The organism is Wenzhouxiangella sp. 15190, from assembly GCF_003417465.1.
In the GTDB taxonomy this organism is placed as follows: domain Bacteria; phylum Pseudomonadota; class Gammaproteobacteria; order Xanthomonadales; family Wenzhouxiangellaceae; genus Wenzhouxiangella.
In genome coordinates this window covers 1-18,288 of record NZ_QVMV01000039.1, presented here as the reverse complement: position 1 = coordinate 18,288, position 18,288 = coordinate 1, and the positions used below count along the sequence as shown (strand labels likewise).

Genomic DNA, 18,288 nt, shown 5'->3' with positions numbered 1-18,288 from the left:
CTACTTACCCCCGGTTCTTTCGGCAAGCCGGTGGCCCCGGTCGACTAGTGTAAACTGAGTTTTTCCAGGGAGCTGACGGGTTATGACCATCGCATTGTGGTGCGTGCTGATCGCCGGTTTGATGCCGCTCGTATTCGCAGGCGTCGCCAAGGCGGGCGACAAAACGTTCAACAATCGCCGTCCACGCGACTGGTACGAGTCGGTTACCGGCTATCGCAAGCGGGCCTGGTGGGCGCAGCAGAACTCACACGAAGCGTTTGCGTTTTTTGCGGCCGCCGTTCTGGTAGCGCATGTAGCAGGCGCCGACCAGCCGATGGTCGACGCACTGGCTGTGGCGTTCGTCGCCTTTCGCATTGCCTACGGTATCTGTTATCTGGCCGACATCCACCTCGCGCGTTCCTTGATGTGGCTGGGCGGTATGATCTGCTGTGTATGGCTGTTCATCGCCGGCGCCTGATATCGAAGGAATCTCCGGTCAGGTGCGGGCGCGACCCGGGAACCATTGACGGCCCGCGGGCTGCGATCTACGCTATGTGTTTGACCCGCTCACTCTTGAAGAACTACAAGGGAATCCACCCATGAGCCTCAGAATCACTCTCGACTTTTCCGATAAGGATCTCGAACGCTTTCGCGAAATGGCCCGCAAGGCCATGGACAACACCCGCGAACAAAACCCCGATCAGATCATCGCCAGTGCGCGAAAACTGATCGAGGAAGCCTCTGGCCGGGGCAAGAGCAGCGAGTTCGTACGCGGACGGCTCGACATGCTCGGCCTGCTCATCGACATGCTCGAAGACGAAGGCTGGGGCATGCAGGATGTCGGCCGTCAGCGCGTGCTGGCCGCCCTGGCTTACTTCAACGACCCGCAGGATCTAATCCCGGACAACATTCCCGGCCTGGGCTTTCTCGACGATGCCATCATGATTGAGTTGATGACACGCGAGCTCAAGCCCGAGATCGATGCCTATCAGGATTTCGTGAAGTATCGCAAGGCCGAAGCAAAGCGGCGCGGCATGAAACCGGAAGAGCTCAATCGCGGCGATTTTCTGAAGTCGCGTGAACAGGCCCTGCTGTCTCGTATGCGCCGGCGGCGACGCCGTGGCGGCGGTGGTGGGAGCAGCGGCAAGTCGCCCATCTCACTTTTCTGAGTTCACGGGTCGAAACATCTCGACGTGGGGAATGCCGTCTTCCGGATACGGCTCGCTGACCGTCTCGAATCCAAGCTCGGTATAAAACCGCTCCAGGTACTGCTGGGCCGAGATACGCAGCGCCCGGCCCGGGAAACAGCGCTCTGCAGCAGCAATACTGTGACGCATCAGCTCGCGCCCCAACCCCGTGCCCCGCACCGTCTCCACGGTCAGTACACGGCCGATCGAGGGCTCGGCAAAGCGCTGTCCCGGCGGCAGTACCCGGGCATACGCCAGCACGCTCCCGCCCGACCAGGCACCGATATGCAGTCCGCAGTCATCGAGCCCGTCAAGATCCTGGTAGGGGCAGTCCTGCTCGACCACGAAGACCGCCACGCGGGCGGCCAGGACGGCATAGAGTCGGTCCAGTGAAAGTTCATCGAAACGCTCCACGCGCCACGAAAGCTGTTTGGTCATGGTCATGACACAGTCCGAATCATGAATGAAAGCATGCATCATATCCGCCTGCTGGCGGGACTGGAAATCGAGCCGGGCGAATCACCCGGACGCACCCTGGATCGGCACGAGGCCGAACGACTCGCCGGCCACCTCGCCGAGGACCTCCATCGCGTCGTCCCTGCGGTCGAGCAAACCATGCTGGTCCTTTCAGCAAGTCTGTTCGAACCATTCGAGTTGATGCGGCCGGGCTTTCCGGTCTGGCAGGCGCTGGAGGAACTGGCCGAATCCACGCTGCGGGAGCGCGGGTTCGAGCCGCGCGTTCTCGCCATCGGCGCGCATCGCTCGAAGATGCCGCACGCCGGGCTGCAGCCGTCCGAGCAATCGCCCCAGGGACAGTTTCTGGCGCTGCCGGTGACCCTGATATGCCCGGAAGACGAGGCCGAGGCCCTCGAGGAAGCGCTGGAAGCGGAGTTGTTTGAACGCGCCAGCATCGACCCGCCCGCGCGCGCCCTGCTGAGCGAAAGCGCCGGGCTCGAGACGGTCCACGGCCAGTTGCTCACGCTGGCCGACCTCATCGCCCTGCAGCACGTCCAGCTCGACGGCGCCGGGTTGGGGGGCTTCTGGCCCGTGGTCGAACAGATCCTGGTCGATGCCGATCACGAACACGAGCACGAATTGCCGGCCGGGCTGCGCGCGCATTGGGATCCATCAAGAAAACACGTCGATATTCCCTTTATCAGCCTCGACCAGTTTCCCGGCAACAACGACGACTATGCCCTGTGGCTGCGCGCCTTCCGCACCCTGACCACCCTGCTCGACAGCCACGCGATCGACTGGCGTGCCCGACCTGATCCGCCGGTGGTCTTCGACCCCGACAACGCCAGCATGATCGATTCGACCGGGCCGACGAACCATGCCGACGGCATCACCGTCCACCATCATCCCGATATCGGCCTTCTCGCATGGACGGTGGTCGAAGACGGCCGCATGATGCATATCTATCCCCTGCGGCCGGAATCGGCCAATCGGGTCATGCGCGACCTCGCCGCACGCGGACTCAGGCATTTCGACGCCACCCAGCAACTCCACACCGACCCGGAGACCGGCCGCCTGCGGTCGGCCGAAACATGAACCAGAGAAAATACGACAACAACCCTTTGGCCTACGTAGCCGACTCCCCCATTCATGGCCGCGGCCTGTTCGCACGCCAGCGAATCGATACCGACGACTACATCGGCACCTACGAGGGTCCCGAGACAAGGCGCAACGGCATGCACGTGCTGTGGCTGTGGAACGAGGACAGCGAAGAATGGGAAGGCATCAACGGCCGTAACGAGATGCGTTTCCTCAATCATTCCTCCGACCCCAATGCTGACTGGTGGGGGGACGAACTCTATGCCCTGCACCCGATTGAGCCAGACGAGGAAATCACCTTCGACTACGGCTGGGACGAGGAAGAGTGAAGGCGGCAGGCCGCATGCACCGGATTGTGATCCAACGTCCGGGCGGCCTCGACACGCTGCAGTTGCTCGAGGAATCGGTTCCCGAGCCCGCCCCTGGTGAAGTGGTCATTGCCTGCCGGGCCTGCGGGGTGAACTACGCCGACAGCATCATCCGCATGGGCCTCTACGCTTCGGCAAAGAAACTTCACGGTTATCCGATCACACCCGGTTTCGAAGTCGCGGGCACCGTCGCGGCCGTCGGCGAGAAAGTCGAGCACTGGCAACCCGGCGACGAGGTCATCGGCCTGAGCCTGTTCAGCGGATACGCCAGTCATCTGCGGCTGCCGGCCGAGGGCGTCTTTGCCAAGCCGGCTGCCTTGAGTTTCGAACAGGCCGCGACGGTGCCGACCGTCTTCCTCACCGCCTGGTGGATGGTGCACCGACAGGTTCACCCCCGGCCCGGCGAAACCTGGCTGGTCCACTCGGCCGCCGGTGGGGTGGGATCAGCCCTGCTGCAGCTGGCCCGTCTGGCCGATGTTCAGGCGATCGGCGTCGTGGGCGCCACGCACAAGGTCGAACACGCCCGCTCGATGGGCGCGCAGGCCGTCATCGACAAATCCGCCGGGGAACTCTGGAGGGAAGCGGAGCACCTGGCGCCGGAAGGCTTCGACGCGGTCTTCGACGCCAACGGCGTGGCCACACTCAAGCAGAGCTACGAGCATCTGGCCCCGACCGGACGGCTGGTGATCTACGGCTTCGCCTCCATGCTGCCGAAAAACGGCCGGCTGAACTGGTTCAAGCTCGCCCGCGACTGGCTACGAACACCGCGCTTCAACCCCATGGACATGACGCAGTCCAATCGCAGCGTGCTGGCGGCGAACCTGAGTTTCCTGCAGTCGCATGCACCAGCCATGCGTGAAGGCATGCAGTGGTTGCTGGAGCGTTTCGCCGACAGCCGCCTGGCCCCGTTGCCGGTCGAGACCTTCGCGCTGAACGACGCTGCAAACGCCCAGCGCCGTATCGAGTCGGGCCAAACGATCGGCAAACTGGCCCTGATCCCCTGAGCGCTATTCCCCGTTCGACTGCCCGGCCCGGGTGGCCTGCCAGGCAACCGCCCGCCAGCCCGGCACGCGTTTTCGGAACACGCCGGTGTTCAGGTATTCACCGACGATTTCGCCATCGCGTGACGCCATGAGACGGAAGGTCACGACGGCACTGTCTCCGAATACGCGAATGTCGATATCCCGAGCCGAGTACTGCGGGGGCTGTGGCGGTTCTTCCTGCCCGGCAGACCCGACTTCGGCCAGCGAGGCCATGATCTCGGCCTTGCCGAAACGCTGCCCGTCCGAACTGGTGTAGATCAGGTCGTCGGCCCAGAACCGGTCGTGGACGGCCGCATCATTGACCGAGGCACCGTCCAGAAAAGTCTCGAGCAGACTTGCGAGCTCGGCCTGATCATCGCCTTCGGCCAGGACCGCGGTCGAAAGAAAGAGAGCCAACAACATCGATCCGGTTCTGATTGCTTGCTTCACGGCCATATGCTTGCTCCCCGAATCAGTCACGAAAGTTCTTGAACTGCAGTGGCAGGCCGAGCTCGGCCTCGCGCAGCAAGGCCATAACCGCCTGCAAGTCGTCGCGTTTCTTGCCGGTTACGCGAACCTGGTCGCCCTGAATGCTGGCCTGCACCTTCAGCCTGGACTGCTTGACGAGCTTGACCATCTTCTTGGCCATATCGGTGTCGATGCCTTCGCGAATGGTGATATTGCGCATCGCGGTCCTGGCACCGATCTCGGGCTCGTCGGCTTCGATGCCTTCGAGGTCTATACCCCGCTTTGTCAATTTCCCATGGAGCATGTCGAGCATCTGATCGAGCTGAAACTCGGACTCCGTGCGAAGCGTGATGCGCTGCCCATCGATCTCGAAGCTTGAGTCGGTTCCCTTGAAATCGAATCGCGTGGCGACTTCGCGATTGGCCTGGTCGACGGCATTGGCCACTTCGTGGTGGTCGACTTCCGAGACGATGTCGAACGATGGCATGATAGCTCCAATACTAACACCGTCGCACGAGTGCCCATGGATAAGAACAGCGACTGGGTCTTCGGCTACGGCTCGCTGATCTACAAGGTCGACTTTCCGTACCTTGACCGCGAGCCGGCGCAGATCGAGGGCTGGGGTCGCCGATTTTGGCAGGGCTCGCACGATCACCGGGGCACGCCCGACGCGCCGGGCCGGGTCGTCACCCTGGTCCCCGAAGCAGGCCGCGCATGCCGCGGCATGGCCTACCGCGTGGCTCACGAAGTCTTCGAACACCTCGATCACCGCGAGAAGAACGGCTACGAACACCACCGCGTGGATATCCACCTGCTCGAACGCGACACCACCGTGAACGGCACGCTTTACGTGGCGGGCCGGGACAATCCCGCCTTTATCGGCCCCGCGGACCCGGCTGACATGGCCGAACACATCCTGTCCGCCCACGGCCCGAGCGGCGACAATCTCGATTACCTGCTCGCGCTGGCCGAGTCGCTGCGAGAAATCGGCGAGACCGACGAGCACGTCTTCGACCTGGAGCGGCGGGTCAGGGCCCGACTGGCGGAAAGTCGCTGAACGACTCCGGGTATGCCGGCGAGCGGAAGCCCGCGACTTGCTTCTGCTAGGGTAAGGGGGAAGCAGTTCTCGATCGTATCGATTCGCCAACGCAAGGAAGCCCCCTATGACCATCCATCTCGAACTCGTTCCCATCATTTCCCTGATCGCCGGCATTGCCATCCTGATCGTGCCCAAGCTGCTCAACCTGATCGTGGCGATCTACTTGATCGTAATCGGCATCGTGGGGATTTTCGGCCTGTAGAAACGGTTCGGGCCGGGACAGGTCAACCGCCCCGGCTTTCCAGTTCTTCCCAGCGGCTGTAAGCGGCGTCCAGCTCGGCCTGGACCGCCTCGACTTCGGCGTTATGGCGGGTAATGGATTCGGGATCCTGCCGGTAGAACTCCGGGTCGTTCATCCGTTCGCTCAACTCGGCCACGCGTGCTTCCAGTGCCTCGACCTTTTCGGGCAACTGCTCGAGTTCCCGGGCCAGCTTGTAGCTGAGCTTGGCCGGCTTTTTCCCGGGCTTGCCTCCGGATGTCGTCGACTTCTTGCGACTGGCGGTCTCCGTCGGCGATACATCGGGCCGCCGCTGCCTGAGCCAGTCGCTGTAGCCACCGACATACTCACCGACCCGGCCGCCACCCTCCATCACGAACGATGCGGTCACAACGTTGTCGAGGAACTCGCGGTCGTGGCTGACCAGCAATAGCGTGCCGGCGTACTCGCCCAGCAGTTCTTCGAGCAACTCCAGGGTCTCGGCATCCAGGTCGTTGGTCGGTTCGTCCATGACCAGCATGTTGGACGGGCGGGCGAACAGTCGGGCCAGCAGCAGGCGGTTGCGCTCGCCACCGGAGAGCTTGCTGATGGGCGCGCGGGCGCGTTCGGGGGTGAAGAGGAAATCCTGCAGATAGCCGATGATGTGCTTGCGCTTGCCGTTGATCTCGACAAAGTCGCGCCCGTCGGCCACGTTCTCGGCCGCTGACCAGTCGTCACGCAGTACCGATCGGTGCTGGTCGAAATACGCGATCTCCAGATTGGTGCCATGGGTGACCGTACCGGCCTGGGGCTCCAGCTGACCCAGCAGCAACTGCAACAGCGTCGACTTGCCGCTGCCGTTGGCACCGATCAGGCCGATGCGATCACCGCGAAAGATTGTGGTGGAGAAGTCGCGCACCATCGGCTTGTCGTCCCAGGCAAAGCTGATGTTCTCGGCCTCGATGACCTTGCGCCCCGACCGTCCGGCACTCGCGGCTTCCATCTGCACGCTACCCTGGCGCTCGCGCCGTTGCGCCCGCTCGGCCCGCATTTTCTTCAGGGTGCGCACCCGGCCTTCGTTGCGTGTACGCCGCGCCTTGATGCCCTGACGGATCCAGGCTTCCTCCGCGGCCAGTTTCTTGTCGAAACGCTGGTTTTCGAGCTCCTCGGCGTGGGCACGCTCCTCGACCCGTCTCAGGTAGTTCTGCCAGTCACCCGGCCAGGAGGTCACTTGCCCGCGATCGATCTCGACGATCCGCGTGGCCAGGTTCCGCAGAAAGCGGCGATCATGGGTGACGAATACCAGGCTGCCGGAGAACTCCTTGAGGAAACCCTCCAGCCACTCGATCGATTCGATATCGAGATGGTTGGTGGGCTCGTCGAGTAGCAGCACGTCGGGACGCTGCACCAGAGCCTGCCCCAGCAACACGCGGCGCTTCATGCCGCCCGAAAGTTCGGCAAAACGCGCTTCGCCGTCGAGTGCGAGATGTTCCAGTACGCGCTCGACCTGCTGGTCGATATCCCAGCCGCCGGTGGCATCGAGCTTCGCCTGGACACGTGCGAAGGCATCGGGATCGAACTCGTCGCCCTGGCTCAAGCGGTGAAACTCCGCCAGCAGATCGCCGACATCACCCAGCCCGCGCGAAACCTGATCAAACACGCTGCCTTCGGCAGAATCGGGAACCTCCTGCGGCAGCGCCGATACACGCACGTTGGCGCCCCGAATGATCTCGCCGTCGTCGGGCTCTATTTCGCCGGCAATCAGTTTGAGCAGCGTGGACTTGCCGGCGCCGTTGCGGCCGACCAGCGCCACGCGCTCGTTCGCCTCGATGTCGAGCTCGACCTTTTCCAGGAGCAGCGGTCCACCGATGCTGAAATCGAGTTCACGAATGGAAATGAGCGACATTGGCAGTCAGGCTTGGATGAATGGATTCATGCCGGTCCGGCTACTCGAACCAGGCCGGATCGGGATCGCGGCAGACGATGAACCAGGGGTTGAGCACTTCTTCGCGGGCATTGTAGGTCAAGGGCTCGCCGGTTTCGGCGTTGACCACCTGACCGCCGGCGGCTACCACCACCGCCTGGGCGGCACAGGTATCCCATTCGCAGGTTGGGCCCAGACGGGGATAGATATCGGCCGAACCGTCGGCGACCAGGCAGAGCTTGAGCGAACTGCCCATGGCGACGAACTCGGCCGAGCCCAGGCGCGCCACGAAATCCTCGGCCTCGCGGGTATTGTGCGAGCGGCTGCCCACCACCTGCCAGGGCCGGTCATACTGCTTGTGGCCGGCTTCGATGCGCACGGGCTCGCGAGCGTCATCCTGGCGCCATGCACCGTCCTCGGTCGAGGCGTAATACCAGCGATCCAGCGCCGGGGCATAAACCACACCCAGTACGGGCTCGTGCTCGCGCACCAGCGCGACGTTGACGGTGAATTCGCCGTTGCGCTTGAGAAACTCGCGCGTACCGTCGAGCGGATCGACGACCCAGAGTTCCTTCCACTGCTTTCGCTCCGACCAGGGCGCCTGCTTCGATTCCTCCGAAAGGATCGGCACATCGGGCGTGAGCGCCTCGAGGCGCTCGACCAGGATGCGATTGGCGGCCAGATCGGCTTCGGTCAGCGGGCTCTTGTCGTCCTTGTCGACGACCTCGGTAGTGGCCGGATTGTTGTAGACGGCCATGATGGCCTCCCCGGCCTCGGCCACGGCCTCGCGCACACGAGGCAGCATTTCACTCAATTGCATGTGGGTCTCTCTTCAAATCGTTTATTGGAACCACGGAATTCACGGGAGAACACGGAAGGAACGACCGCCCTGTATCTTGCGGCGTCAATCGTTCAGATGAAGGCGGGGAATTCCTTGCACAACCCTGGAACGTGTATAGGTTCCGTGTATTCCGTGCTTTCCGTGGTCTATGAATTTTCAAGCCAGGCGGAAAAGTCGGCACCGAGCTCGGGGTGCTTGCGACCGAGATCGACGGTGGCCTGCAGAAAGCCCAGCTTGGAGCCGCAATCGTAGTGCCGGCCTTCAAACTGGTAGGCATCGACCGGCTGCTCGTCGAGCAGCGTGGCGATGGCGTCTGTGATCTGGATCTCGCCGCGGTGGTCGGGTGCGGTGTGTTCGAGCAGCTCGAAGATACGCGAACTCAGGATATAGCGCCCGACGATGGCCAGGTTCGAAGGCGCGTTCTCCGGCTCGGGCTTTTCCACCACGCCTCGAATGCGACCGCTTCGGCCGGCAAAGGACTCGACATCCACCACGCCATAGGAGCTTGTCTTCTCGCGTGGTACTTCCTCGACGCTGATCACCGAGGCGCCAGTATCGGCATGGTGCCGCGCCAGCTGCGAAAGCACGGGGTCGTGACCATTGTCCACCAGGTCGTCGGGCAGGATCAGGCCGAAGGCGTCGCCGGCGACCAGCGAGCGAGCGCACAGCACGGCATGGCCCAGGCCCAGCGCCTGACGCTGACGGACATACAGGCATTCAACGCCGTCAGGAACGGTATCCTGCGCCAGTGCCAGCAGTTCGTGCTTGCCGCGCTGCTCGAGTTCGGTTTCGAGCTCGTAGGCCATGTCGAAATGATCGGCGATGGCGTTCTTGGTCCGGCCGGTGACGAAAACCAGGCGACGCGCACCGGCGGCCACGGCCTCCTCCACGGCATACTGAATCAGCGGCTTGTCGACCACCGGCAGCATTTCCTTCGGGATGGCCTTGGTCGCCGGCAGGAAACGCGTGCCGAGTCCAGCTACGGGGAAGACGACGGTATCGATCATGGCGGGATTGGCCCCTGAGATTCCCTAAACCCGCCATGGTAGCGGAAAACGGGTTACGGGTTACGGGTTACGGGGTCCGTGGTCGGTGATCCGTAAATCGGAAACCGGAAACCGGAAACCGGAAACCGTCGACCCTACCCCGTCAGTAGTGCCCCGCAAGCCGCATGTCGCGCAGCCGACCTTCGGCCAGGCGGGCCAGGGTCGTTCCGGGATGCTGGCTACGCACCTGCTCGAGGGCAGCGCGAGCCTGGTTCCAGCGCTCCAGTTCATAGTGACTGAAGCCGATCTTGAGCAGGGCGTCGCCCCGTTTCTTGCTGTCGGGAAAGCGTTCCAGCAGCTCGTTGAAGTAATCCAGCGCGGTCTCGAAATCACGCGTGACGTAATAGGTCTCGGCCAGCCAGTAGAGTGAATTGGGCGCGTAAGGCGACTCGGGGTACTCTTCGAGAAACGCGGAAAAGCCCTCGGCCGCATCGGCATAGCGCGTCTCGCGCAGCGCCCGGAACGCGCGGTCGTAGGCGTTCTTCTCTTCCTCGCTGGCCGACTCCATTTCGCGGGCCGGTCCAGCGGACGGTTCGGCCAGCGGCGTGATCTCGGCCTCTGCGTCGATCGGCTCGCGCACTTCGGGCGCTTCACGGTCCGGGCGCGACGGCTCGACCGAGTCGCTCGCCGGACGAACGGGTTGGTTGTCCTCGGGCGATTCGGTGCGTACCGGCTCGCTCTCCTCGTCGCCTGTCGATTCACTGCCCCCCTGCTCCAGCGACTGGAGCCGGCGATCGAGATCGAGGTACTGGTCACGCTGACGGCGCCGGAGATTTTCGATCTCGCGCTGCTGCGATTCAACCAGCCCCCTCAGTTCGCGCACTTCCTCCTTCAGCGCCTGGACGTCGTAGACCAGATCGCTGCCATCCTCCTGAGCCTGTGCCGGAACGATGGCGGCCGGCACGAAGCCGACCGCCAAAATCGCCAGTATCTTGGTGAAGTTCGTCAGTGCCATTACCGGGCCGTGTAGACGATCTCCACGCGGCGGTTGCGCTGCCAGCAATCTTCGTTGCTTTCCCGGCATACGGGACGCTCTTCGCCATAGCTGACCACTTCGATCTGGCGCGAAGGTACGTCATTGGCCCGCAGCAGCTCCTCGACGGAGTTGCCTCGGCGCTCACCCAGGCCCAGGTTGTATTCACGCGAACCGCGTTCGTCGGCGTGACCTTCCAGCATCACCCGGGCCGAGGAATTGGCACGCAGGTACTCGGCGTGCGCCTCGATGATCGGGCGGAACTCGGCGCGGACGTTGGAGCGATCGAACTCGAAATAGACCACGCGCTGGCTCAGCACGCTGTCGGAATTGTCGAGGTTGCGAGGATCGGTGAAATCACGTGGATCCAGGCGATCGGTCTCAGGCTCTTCCGCCGGCTCCTGGGTCGGCGGCGGCTCCGGAGCTTCGGGTTCTTCAACCGTTTCCCTCGCGCAGGCAGCCAGAATGGCGGCCAGCATGACAAGGGCGATGAATCGCAGTGCAGTCTTCATGCTACCTCCTGAAAATCGTACAGGCATTGTTAGGGGCAATCTCATTTTGTTTATCGAATCAGTGGCGACCAGGCCGGTTCCCGAACATCGTCGCCCTCACTCAGGACCAGCCGTTGCCGGACGCGACCGTCAGCCGAGACGGCTGCCAGTTCACTCCTGCCCTCTCGGCGCTTGGCATAGAGAACCATGCTGCCGTTGGGCGCAAAGCTCGGCGATTCGTCCAGCCGACCGTCAGATAATACACGCAAACGCTCCGTTTCGCGATCATGGATTGCGATCCGGTAATCCTCGCCGCCCTCACTGTAAATGACCGCCAGATAGCGTTCCTCGAGGCCGAAGCTGGCATGGGCATTGTAGCGGCCTTCCCAGGTGACGCGCTCGGGATCGCCGCCGGCGGTATCCATGACGTAGATCTGGGGGCGGCCCGCGCGGTCGGACGTGAAATAGATGCGCTCTCCATCGGGCGAAAAAGTTGGCTCGGTGTTGATCGCCCAGTGGTGCGTCAATTGTTCGCGGCTGCCGGTTTCTAGATCGATGAGCCAAATTTCCGGGCTGCCGCTGCGCGAGAGGCTGACCGCCAGCTTCTCCCCGTCCGGCGAGAAAGCCGGCGCGCCATTGATCCCCTTGCCGGAACTGACCACGCGGTTCTGGCCGGTGTAGAGGTTCTGGACGATCACCTGCGAGCGGCCGGTGGCGAACGACACGTAGGCAATCTTGCGGGCGTCCGGCGACCAGGTCGGCGACATGATCGGCTGGCTGTTGCGCACCACCGTTTGCGGATTGTGCCCATCGGCATCGGCCACGATCAACTCGAAGCGCTCGTCCTCGCCGCTGCCGCGCACCGCCACGTAGGCAATGCGCGTAGCAAACGCACCGGGCACCCCCATCAACTCTTCATAGACGGCGTCGGCAACGCGATGGGCGCCAAAGCGCAGATCGCCCAGGCCGACGGTCATCGCCTGGGAGAACAGGACGCGACCGGAATGCACATCGAGCAGGTGGTACTCGATCTCGTAGCCCATGCCGTCGTTGGTCTCGCGCACCGAACCGACGACCAGGTGATCGACCTTGAGCAAACGCCAAGTGCCGAAACGCACCTCGGTGGGGTCCGACGGCCGGTCGACCATTTCCTCCTCTTCCATCGGATCGAACAGGCCGGAGCGATGCAGGTCCGCGCTGACGATCTCGGCCACGCCCGCATCCGGCTCGGGCATATCGGCGTTCCAGGCAAATGGCGCGACGGCAATCGGCATGGCGCCTTCGACGCCGTCGACGATTTCGATACGCAATTCGGCCGCCGCCGGGGCGGAAACCAGCAGCGCCAAAAGAAGAAGGCTAACCGTCGTAATAGAACTCAAAAGTGATCTGGCGCTCGAAAACATCTTCATATCCTTGGGTGGGGAATTCCCCGACTCGATTGACTGCGGCGATGATCGACCGCCGTGTCGCATCATCAGCATTGCACGGCGACACGATTGTTGCATCTATGATGCCGCCATTGGGCGCTTGCAACACTCGCACATTGCACCGGACGCCGGGCTGGGTCGTCGGTGGGCGTAGCCAGCTTCGGCGCACAAGCTCGCGCAAGGTGGCAATATACTCCTCCCGCAGCGTGGCACGCCGGGCGTCGGCGGCAGCCTGCTCTTCGGCCAGGCGCAGGCGCTCGGCCTCTTCTTCGGCTGCCTGCTCCTCGGCCTCGCGCTCGCGGCGCTCGGACAGTTCGTCCAGGCGACGCTGCTGTTCCTCGCGCTCGCTCTGGGCCTGTTCGCGCTGGCGGCGCAATTCCTCGAGTTCACGCTCGCGGGCTTCCTCGCGCTCGCGACGCTCGCGCTCCAGCTGACGTTGTTCTTCCTCGGCCTGCCGCCGGGCTTCCTCGTCCTCCTGGCGGCGGCGTTCGGCTTCCTCCTGTCGGCGCTGCTCTTCTTCGCGGCGCTGTTGCTCGAGCTGCTCCTGTCGACGTCGCTCGGCCTCTTCTTCCTCGCGCTGCTGCTCCAGTTCGGCCTGGCGCTGTCGCTCGGCTTCTTCTTCACGCTGGCGCTCGAGTTCTTCCTGGCGCTGACGCTCTCGCTCGGCGGCTTCCATTGCATCATCGACCGCCTCGGGCTGCTCCACCGCCGTCGGGCCCCGGTCGACCAGGGTCACCCGCACGGGTACCGGCTTGTGTTCGAAAGGCTCCCATTGCCAGGTCCCGACAACCAGAATCAGCACGAACCCCAGATGCACGGCGATCGCCAACCCGAAGGCCGCCAGACCGTCCTTGATTGCCTGTTTTCGCTGGGGAGAGAGCATCGGTCGATTCAAAAAGAAATCTGTCCACAGATGAACACAGATAAACACAGATAAAGAAAAAATCCGGCTTCCGAGACAGCGGAGTCATTGAAACGAGGATCCGTCAAGGGCGGCACTCCCGCGAAGTCGATTCAAAGATCATCTGCGGCCAACTGCGTTCATCTGAGGTTCTTATTCGGATTCGGGCTCAGGGTCGCCCACCAGGCCGACGGAGGCGACACCGGCGCGCTGGAGAAGAACCATGGCGCCATAGATGTGCTGGTAGTCGACATCGCGATCGCCGGTGACGGTGACCTGGAGTTGCGGGTTGCGGGCGACGATGGCGCTGACGGTTTCAACCAGGGTCTGTTCGTCGACCAGCTCGGCGGCATCGCCGGTATCGAGGTAGAGATCGCCCTCGGCCGTGACGGTGACCATCAAGGGATCGCCCTGGTCGGTCAGCGGCTCCGCCTGGCCGGTCGGCAACTCCACTTCCACGCCCTGGTTCATCAGCGGCGCGGTGACCATGAAAATGATCAACAGCACCAGCATCACGTCGATGTAGGGCACGACGTTGATCTCCGACATGCGCTTGCGCCGCCGGCGAATATAAGGCTGGTCCGACATGTCAGCCCTTCTCCTGCAGCCGCCGCGCCTGCCGGTTGAGGATCGAGGCGAACTCTTCCTTGAAGTTGTCGTAATGCACTTCCAGGCGCTCGACCTGGTTGGAGAACTTGTTGAAGGCGACCACCGCCGGAATGGCGGCGAACAGGCCCATGGCGGTGGCGATCAGGGCCTCGGAAATGCCGGGAGCGACCATGGCGATGGTCGCCTGCTGCGAGCCGGCCAGACCGCGGAAGGAATTCATGATGCCCCAGACCGTGCCGAACAGGCCGACATAGGGGCTGACCGAGCCGACCGTGGCGAGGAAGCTCAAACGGTGCTCGAGGCGGTCCATCTCGCGGGTGAGCGTCACGCGCATGGCCCGCTGCGCGCCATTGGTGAGCGCATCGGCATCGAGCCGGCCGTCCTCGCGCTGCCGGGTGAACTCGCGAAAACCGGCCTCGAACATCGCCTCAAGCCCCTCGCGCGGCTCGCGGCTACCGGCGACGGCATCGTAGAGCTTGTTGAGATCGGCACCCGACCAGAACTTTTCCTCGAACTTGCGCGAGCGCGATTCGGCCCTAGCCAGCATCTGGCGCTTGCGGAAAATGACCATCCACGAGGTAATCGAGGCGGCCGCCAGCAGCGCCATGACGCATTGCACCAGCAGGCTGGCCTCACGGATCAGTTCCCAGACTTGCAACTCGCCGTTCATTGCGATTCCTGTTTCTGTTGTTGTCGTTTGATGGCCGTGCGCAATGCCTCGGGCATGCGCGCCGGCACGAAGCGGTCGGCGGCCAGGCAGGCGGCGTCCACGCGCGCGGTGGCCAGCAGCTCGCCGTCACCCGAGCGAGCCATGTGCTGGTGGAAGGTCAGCGAGGCCGCTCGCAGGTGTTCGACGTCGATCGTGATCTCGAGTTCATCCTCGAGTCGGGCCGGGGCGATGAAGCGCGTGTCGACGCGGCGCACCACGAACAGGCGATTGTCACGCTCGCGCATGGGCACCTGCGGAAACCCCATCACCCGTAGCCAGTCGGAGCGGGCGCGCTCGAAAAACGCCAGGTAGCGAGCGTGGTAGACCACGCCACCGGCGTCCGTGTCTTCCCAGTAGACGCGGTAGCGGAAGGGTTCAGTCATGTCTCGGAGCGGTCGCTGAACAGGTCGTCGGGCTTGTCTGGTGGGTTGAGCCCGAAGTGTTTCCAGGTCGCCGCCGTGGCCATGCGGCCGCGGGCGGTGCGCATCAGGAAACCTTCCTGGATCAGAAAGGGCTCGATGACGTCCTCGATCGTGCCGCGCTCTTCCGACAGGGCCGCCGCCAGGCTCTCGACACCCACCGGACCGCCGCCGAAGTCCTCCACGAGCTTCTTGAGCAGCTTGCGGTCCATCGAATCGAAACCCCGGGCGTCGACCTGCATCATTTCCAGCGCCTCGGCCGCGACCGTTTCGCTGATGCGACCATCGGCGCGCACCTGGGCAAAGTCGCGCACCCGCCTGAGCAGGCGATTGGCGATTCGCGGTGTGCCACGCGAGCGCCGGGCGATTTCCAGGGCACCGTCGCGGTCGGCCTCGATATCGAGAATACCGGCCGAACGGATCACGATTTCGGTCAGTTCGTCGGGTGCGTAGAACTCGAGCCGCTCGACGATACCGAACCGGTCCCGTAGCGGCGAGGTCAGCAATCCGGCCCGGGTCGTCGCACCCACCAGCGTGAAACGCGGCAGGTCGAGCTGAATCGAGCGAGCCGCCGGCCCTTCCCCGATTATGATGTCGATGCGGTAGTCTTCCATCGCCGGATAGAGCACTTCCTCGACCACTGCGCTCAGGCGATGGATCTCGTCGACGAACAGCACGTCACCGGGCTCGAGATTGGTCAGAATCGCGGCCAGGTCGCCGGCGCGCTCGAGCACGGGCCCGGAGGTCTGGCGGACGTTGACGCCCATCTCGTGGGCAATGACGTGCGCAAGCGTGGTCTTGCCCAGGCCCGGCGGGCCGAAAATCAGCACGTGGTCGAGCGCCTCGTGACGCCCCCGCGCCGACTCGAGGTAGATACCCAGGCGCTCCTTCATCGCCGGCTGGCCGATGTATTCGCCCAGGCGATCGGGCCGCAGACTGGCCTCGATGCGGGCCTCGTCGCGGTCGACTTCGGCGGTGACCAGTCTTTCCTCGTTCATCAGCCCTGCATCTTCTTCTTCAGCGCATTACGGATCAGGGCCTCCGCCGACAGATCCTTGTCAGCCACGGCCCTGACCATCTTCAGCGCCTCGGAGGACGAGTATCCCAGTGCGGTCAATGCCTCGCGGGCTTCCGCGTCGGCACTCAACGCCCCGCCACCGGCCGCACCCGTTTCGCCGCCCAGGTCGGAAATCCGGCCGCGCATTTCCAGGATCAGGCGCTCGGCAGTCTTCTTTCCGATGCCCGGCAGCCGGGTCAGGGCCTGGCTGTCGCCGGACTCGACCATCAGGGCGAAATCGTCGCCGCTGACACCCGACAGGATGGCCAGCGCCAGGCGCGGCCCGATTCCGGAGACCTTGAGCAGTTCGCGAAAGAGCTTGCGGTCGGCCTCGGCGAGAAATCCGTAGAGGGTGTGGGCGTCTTCCTTGACGACCAGGTGCGTGAGGATCGTCACTGGCTCACCATCGCCCGGCAGCCGATCAAAGACGTTGAGCGGGGCCTCGACTTCGTAGCCGATGCCGCCGACATCGATAACCAGCGCGGGCGGCTGGCGTGAGACGAGAGTTCCCGATAGACGGACGATCATCGCAATACCACTCCCGGCGGCAGTCGGCTGGCGGTTTGTGCGGTGTGATGATGGCACAGTGCGGCGGCCAGTGCATCGTGCGCATCCTCGCCGAGGTCGGACTCGATCTTCAGCAGCACGCGGGTCATGTGCTGGATCTGTTCCTTGCCCGCCCCGCCGCGGCCGACGATGGCCTGCTTGATCGCCCTGGGCGCATATTCGTGCACTTCGAGCCCGGCGCCGACGGCCGCGCAGATGGCAGCCCCGCGCGCCTGGCCGAGCTTGATCGCCGCCTGCGCATTGCGGCTCATGAACACCGTTTCCACCGCTGCCACCCCGGGCTGGTGCTCGGCGATCAGGCGCTGGACTTCGGTAAAGATCAGACCCAGCCGCTCCGGCATCGGGCCGCCACCCAGGCGGATCGTCTCGGCATGGATGAGCCGCTCGCCCTCGATGATGCCCACACCAGTCTTACGTGAGCCCGGATCGAGGCCGAGGATGCGCATCACTCGTAGGCTTCCGCGGGAATATCCGCGTTCGACCACACGTTCTGCGTGTCGTCGAGGTCTTCGAGCACATCGAGGAAATTCAGGACCTTCTTGCCGGACTCGACGTCACATTCGATAAGGTTGTTGGGCCGCTCGGTGACCTCGGCTTCCTCGAATGCCAGGCCCGCCGACCGGAAACTGTCACGCACGGCCTCGAATTCCTCGGGTTCGGTCAGCACTTCGATGGAACCGTCCTCGTGATTGACGATATCCTCGGCGCCGGCTTCCAGGGCGGCTTCCATCACCTTGTCCTCACCGGTGCCGGGGGCGAACGTGATCACGCCCTTACGCTCGAACTGGAAGGCCACCGAGCCGTCAGTGCCCAGGTTGCCGCCGTACTTGTTGAAGGCATGGCGAACCTCCGAGACGGTGCGGTTGCGGTTGTCGGTCAGGCAATCGACCATCACCGCCACACCGCCGGGTGCATAACCCTCGTAACGCAGTTCCTCGTAAGAGGCGCCTTCGAGGTCGCCGGTGGCCTTCTTGATGGCGCGCTCGATGTTGTCCTTGGGCACATTGTTGCTGTTGGCCTTGTCGATGGCCAACCGTAGCCGCGGGTTGCTGTCAGGATCACCGCCGCCCTCGCGCGCCGCCACCGAGATTTCGCGGATCAAGCGGGTAAAGATCTTGCCCCGCTTGGCGTCCTGCGCCTTCTTGCGGTGCTGGATATTGGCCCATTTACTGTGACCGGCCATGCGTCGAGTGCCTCCATGATGATAACAAAGCGGCCATTTTAACCGATGGCTCGGGGGGCGGCGCCCCGGTTGATCGGGGTTGCATCCCCGGCGGCCGCCTTCAAGCTGTGGCGCGCTGGGCGCTGGGCCGGTTGGCGGCACCGGACGCAGTGCGGGTCTCGACAAGTCAACTGCTGTTTCGCCCGGCGCGCTGCGCGCGCTCTTTCGGCGAATTCCTTTTGCCTCGCGCGGCAAAAGGAATCAAAAGCGCGCTTAAAAGAGTACGGAT

The 18,288-nt window shown here is 63.6% G+C and carries 24 protein-coding genes; 7 read left to right on the top strand and 17 right to left on the bottom strand.

What is annotated here, in order from left to right:
* Window positions 1-82 precede the first annotated feature (82 nt).
* Window positions 83-457 carry an MAPEG family protein gene (locus tag DZK26_RS10295; protein ID WP_116897488.1) on the top strand — a complete coding sequence of 125 codons (375 nt, stop codon included), beginning with the start codon at window positions 83-85 and terminating at the stop codon, window positions 455-457.
* Between the two features lie 121 nt (window positions 458-578).
* On the top strand, window positions 579-1,148 hold the full coding sequence (locus tag DZK26_RS10290; protein WP_116897489.1) for a YkvA family protein: 570 nt from the start codon (window positions 579-581) through the stop codon (window positions 1,146-1,148).
* Here DZK26_RS10290 and DZK26_RS10285 read toward each other — a convergent pair.
* On the bottom strand, window positions 1,137-1,610 hold the full coding sequence (locus DZK26_RS10285) for a GNAT family N-acetyltransferase (protein ID WP_220337047.1): 474 nt from the start codon (window positions 1,608-1,610) through the stop codon (window positions 1,137-1,139). The two genes, DZK26_RS10290 and DZK26_RS10285, sit on opposite strands and share 12 nt — an antisense overlap.
* A gap of 15 nt (window positions 1,611-1,625) precedes the next feature.
* Between DZK26_RS10285 and DZK26_RS10280 the strand changes: the two genes are divergently transcribed.
* Genes DZK26_RS10280 through DZK26_RS10270 form a run of 3 tightly spaced genes read left to right on the top strand, consistent with a single transcriptional unit; the run spans window position 1,626 to window position 4,092 of the window.
* A complete protein-coding gene (locus DZK26_RS10280; protein ID WP_147316863.1) occupies window positions 1,626-2,717 on the top strand; it encodes a hypothetical protein in 1,092 nt (363 codons plus the stop codon).
* Window positions 2,714-3,049 carry an SET domain-containing protein gene (locus DZK26_RS10275; RefSeq protein ID WP_116897491.1) on the top strand — a complete coding sequence of 112 codons (336 nt, stop codon included), beginning with the start codon at window positions 2,714-2,716 and terminating at the stop codon, window positions 3,047-3,049. The genes DZK26_RS10280 and DZK26_RS10275 overlap by 4 nt, the downstream gene beginning before the upstream one ends.
* 14 nt (window positions 3,050-3,063) lie before the next feature.
* On the top strand, window positions 3,064-4,092 hold the full coding sequence (locus DZK26_RS10270) for a medium chain dehydrogenase/reductase family protein (RefSeq protein ID WP_116897512.1): 1,029 nt from the start codon (window positions 3,064-3,066) through the stop codon (window positions 4,090-4,092).
* 3 nt (window positions 4,093-4,095) lie between these two features.
* On the opposite strand, the gene DZK26_RS10265 is transcribed toward DZK26_RS10270, so the two are convergent.
* Both DZK26_RS10265 and DZK26_RS10260 read right to left on the bottom strand, forming a co-directional pair.
* Window positions 4,096-4,527 carry a nuclear transport factor 2 family protein gene (locus DZK26_RS10265; RefSeq protein ID WP_220337049.1) on the bottom strand — a complete coding sequence of 144 codons (432 nt, stop codon included), beginning with the start codon at window positions 4,525-4,527 and terminating at the stop codon, window positions 4,096-4,098.
* Window positions 4,528-4,582: 55 nt separating this feature from the next.
* Window positions 4,583-5,065 (bottom strand): YajQ family cyclic di-GMP-binding protein, encoded by a 483-nt coding sequence (locus DZK26_RS10260; protein WP_116897492.1) that lies wholly within the window; start codon window positions 5,063-5,065, stop codon window positions 4,583-4,585.
* A gap of 36 nt (window positions 5,066-5,101) precedes the next feature.
* Here DZK26_RS10260 and DZK26_RS10255 point away from each other — a divergent pair, with 36 nt between their 5' ends.
* On the top strand, window positions 5,102-5,635 hold the full coding sequence (locus DZK26_RS10255; RefSeq protein WP_116897493.1) for a gamma-glutamylcyclotransferase: 534 nt from the start codon (window positions 5,102-5,104) through the stop codon (window positions 5,633-5,635).
* Between the two features lie 106 nt (window positions 5,636-5,741).
* The gene (locus tag DZK26_RS10250; RefSeq protein WP_116897494.1) at window positions 5,742-5,879 is read left to right on the top strand and encodes a DUF3096 domain-containing protein; all 138 of its coding nucleotides are present in this window, start codon (window positions 5,742-5,744) and stop codon (window positions 5,877-5,879) included.
* A 22-nt stretch (window positions 5,880-5,901) separates the two neighbouring features.
* Here the strand turns inward: DZK26_RS10250 and DZK26_RS10245 are convergent, their stop codons facing one another.
* The 14 genes from DZK26_RS10245 to DZK26_RS10180 form a co-directional block, all read right to left on the bottom strand.
* Window positions 5,902-7,779 (bottom strand): ATP-binding cassette domain-containing protein, encoded by a 1,878-nt coding sequence (locus tag DZK26_RS10245; RefSeq protein WP_116897495.1) that lies wholly within the window; start codon window positions 7,777-7,779, stop codon window positions 5,902-5,904.
* 40 nt (window positions 7,780-7,819) lie between these two features.
* Complete coding sequence (cysQ, locus tag DZK26_RS10240) at window positions 7,820-8,617, bottom strand: 3'(2'),5'-bisphosphate nucleotidase CysQ (RefSeq protein ID WP_116897496.1); 798 nt, start codon at window positions 8,615-8,617, stop codon at window positions 7,820-7,822.
* Window positions 8,618-8,784: 167 nt separating this feature from the next.
* Window positions 8,785-9,645, bottom strand: a complete 861-nt coding sequence (gene galU, locus DZK26_RS10235) for a UTP--glucose-1-phosphate uridylyltransferase GalU (protein WP_116897497.1) — start codon at window positions 9,643-9,645, stop codon at window positions 8,785-8,787.
* A gap of 142 nt (window positions 9,646-9,787) precedes the next feature.
* The gene (gene ybgF, locus DZK26_RS10230) at window positions 9,788-10,639 is read right to left on the bottom strand and encodes a tol-pal system protein YbgF (RefSeq protein WP_116897498.1); all 852 of its coding nucleotides are present in this window, start codon (window positions 10,637-10,639) and stop codon (window positions 9,788-9,790) included.
* A complete protein-coding gene (pal, locus tag DZK26_RS10225; RefSeq protein ID WP_116897499.1) occupies window positions 10,639-11,169 on the bottom strand; it encodes a peptidoglycan-associated lipoprotein Pal in 531 nt (176 codons plus the stop codon). Before pal ends, ybgF begins: the two co-directional genes overlap by 1 nt.
* A 50-nt stretch (window positions 11,170-11,219) precedes the next feature.
* Entirely contained in the window at window positions 11,220-12,494 is a 1,275-nt protein-coding gene (tolB, locus tag DZK26_RS10220; RefSeq protein ID WP_258870825.1) for a Tol-Pal system beta propeller repeat protein TolB, read from the bottom strand.
* Between the two features lie 10 nt (window positions 12,495-12,504).
* Entirely contained in the window at window positions 12,505-13,458 is a 954-nt protein-coding gene (gene tolA / locus DZK26_RS10215; protein WP_116897501.1) for a cell envelope integrity protein TolA, read from the bottom strand.
* Between the two features lie 171 nt (window positions 13,459-13,629).
* Window positions 13,630-14,064, bottom strand: coding sequence for a protein TolR (tolR, locus tag DZK26_RS10210; protein ID WP_116897502.1), 435 nt, complete (start codon window positions 14,062-14,064; stop codon window positions 13,630-13,632).
* A 1-nt stretch (window position 14,065) separates the two neighbouring features.
* Window positions 14,066-14,755 carry a protein TolQ gene (tolQ, locus tag DZK26_RS10205; protein ID WP_116897503.1) on the bottom strand — a complete coding sequence of 230 codons (690 nt, stop codon included), beginning with the start codon at window positions 14,753-14,755 and terminating at the stop codon, window positions 14,066-14,068.
* Window positions 14,752-15,177, bottom strand: coding sequence for a tol-pal system-associated acyl-CoA thioesterase (gene ybgC / locus DZK26_RS10200; protein ID WP_116897504.1), 426 nt, complete (start codon window positions 15,175-15,177; stop codon window positions 14,752-14,754). The genes tolQ and ybgC overlap by 4 nt, the downstream gene beginning before the upstream one ends.
* Entirely contained in the window at window positions 15,174-16,211 is a 1,038-nt protein-coding gene (ruvB, locus tag DZK26_RS10195; RefSeq protein WP_116897505.1) for a Holliday junction branch migration DNA helicase RuvB, read from the bottom strand. Before ruvB ends, ybgC begins: the two co-directional genes overlap by 4 nt.
* A complete protein-coding gene (ruvA, locus tag DZK26_RS10190) occupies window positions 16,211-16,798 on the bottom strand; it encodes a Holliday junction branch migration protein RuvA (protein ID WP_116897506.1) in 588 nt (195 codons plus the stop codon). Before ruvA ends, ruvB begins: the two co-directional genes overlap by 1 nt.
* Window positions 16,795-17,283, bottom strand: a complete 489-nt coding sequence (gene ruvC / locus DZK26_RS10185; protein WP_116897507.1) for a crossover junction endodeoxyribonuclease RuvC — start codon at window positions 17,281-17,283, stop codon at window positions 16,795-16,797. The genes ruvA and ruvC overlap by 4 nt, the downstream gene beginning before the upstream one ends.
* Window positions 17,283-18,020, bottom strand: coding sequence for a YebC/PmpR family DNA-binding transcriptional regulator (locus DZK26_RS10180; RefSeq protein ID WP_116897508.1), 738 nt, complete (start codon window positions 18,018-18,020; stop codon window positions 17,283-17,285). Before DZK26_RS10180 ends, ruvC begins: the two co-directional genes overlap by 1 nt.
* Window positions 18,021-18,288 lie beyond the last annotated feature (268 nt).